1 protein-coding gene is annotated in these 616 nt (G+C 68.0%); it reads right to left on the bottom strand.

The window, feature by feature from the left end:
• On the bottom strand, nt 1-588 hold the full coding sequence (locus tag ABD345_RS40075) for a GTP-binding protein (RefSeq protein ID WP_014138206.1): 588 nt from the start codon (nt 586-588) through the stop codon (nt 1-3).
• Nucleotides 589-616 lie beyond the last annotated feature (28 nt).

The raw sequence follows: 616 nt of genomic DNA, 5'->3' as shown, positions 1-616 counted from the left end.
TCACCGCAGTCGGGCGAGGAGGGCGTGTTCGACGAGGGTGATGAGGGCGCTCTTGGCGCTGTCCCGGCGTCGGGCGTCGAGGGTGATGATGGGGATCTCGGTGTTGAGTTGGAGTGCTTCGCGGACTTCTTCGGGGGTGTGGGCCTGTTGTCCGTCGAAGCCGTTGAGGGCGACGACGAAGGGGAGGCCGCTGTTCTCGAAGTAGTCGAGGGCGGGGAAGCAGTCGGCGAGGCGGCGGGTGTCGACGAGGACGACGGCGCCGATGGCTCCGCGGACGAGGTCGTCCCACATGAACCAGAAGCGGTCCTGTCCGGGGGTGCCGAACAGGTAGAGGATGAGGTCCTCGTCGAGGGTGATGCGGCCGAAGTCCATGGCGACGGTGGTGGTCGTCTTGCCGGAGACGTGGCTGAGGTCGTCGATGCCGGCGGAGGCGCTGGTCATGACGGCTTCGGTGCGCAGGGGGTTGATCTCGGAGACCGCGCCGACGAGCGTCGTCTTGCCCACGCCGAAGCCGCCCGCGACGACGATCTTGGCGGAGGTGGTGGCGCGGCTGGGGGCGGCGGCCGCGTTAGAGCTTGCGAAGTCCACTGAGGACCCTTTCGAGCAGCGTGACGTC

Origin of the sequence: Kitasatospora saccharophila, assembly GCF_039529925.1 — a bacterium.
Taxonomy (GTDB): domain Bacteria; phylum Actinomycetota; class Actinomycetes; order Streptomycetales; family Streptomycetaceae; genus Kitasatospora; species Kitasatospora saccharophila.
This window is presented reverse-complemented; position numbering and strand designations above follow the sequence as displayed.